The sequence below is a fragment of the Paenibacillus sp. EKM301P genome (assembly GCF_011800295.1).
GTDB classification, from domain to species: domain Bacteria; phylum Bacillota; class Bacilli; order Paenibacillales; family Paenibacillaceae; genus Paenibacillus; species Paenibacillus polymyxa.
The window spans coordinates 1-263 of record NZ_JAALFM010000138.1 but is presented as its reverse complement, the minus strand read 5'-3'; the positions used below and the strand labels follow the sequence as shown (position 1 = coordinate 263).

Genomic DNA, 263 nt, shown 5'->3' with positions numbered 1-263 from the left:
GCCGATGGTACTTGGACCGCAGGGTCCTGGGAGAGTAGGACGCCGCCAAGCGCAACCACTAAAGAATAATTTTTTTTGGTGGTTTATATGGGCCCTTAGCTCAGCTGGTTAGAGCGCACCCCTGATAAGGGTGAGGTCGGTGGTTCGAGTCCACTAGGGCCCACCATAAACTTTATATATTCTTTTGGGGCCATAGCTCAGCTGGGAGAGCGCCTGCCTTGCACGCAGGAGGTCAGCGGTTCGATCCCGCTTGGCTCCACCAA

The 263-nt window shown here is 55.1% G+C and carries 2 tRNA genes; both read left to right on the top strand.

The annotated features are described in order from the left end of the window. The first annotated feature begins 89 nt into the window (after window positions 1–89). Window positions 90–166: transfer RNA gene (locus HFD99_RS25230), tRNA-Ile, on the top strand. Window positions 167–186: 20 nt separating this feature from the next. Next, window positions 187–262 (top strand) — tRNA-Ala (locus HFD99_RS25225). The last annotated feature ends 1 nt before the right edge of the window (window position 263 follow it).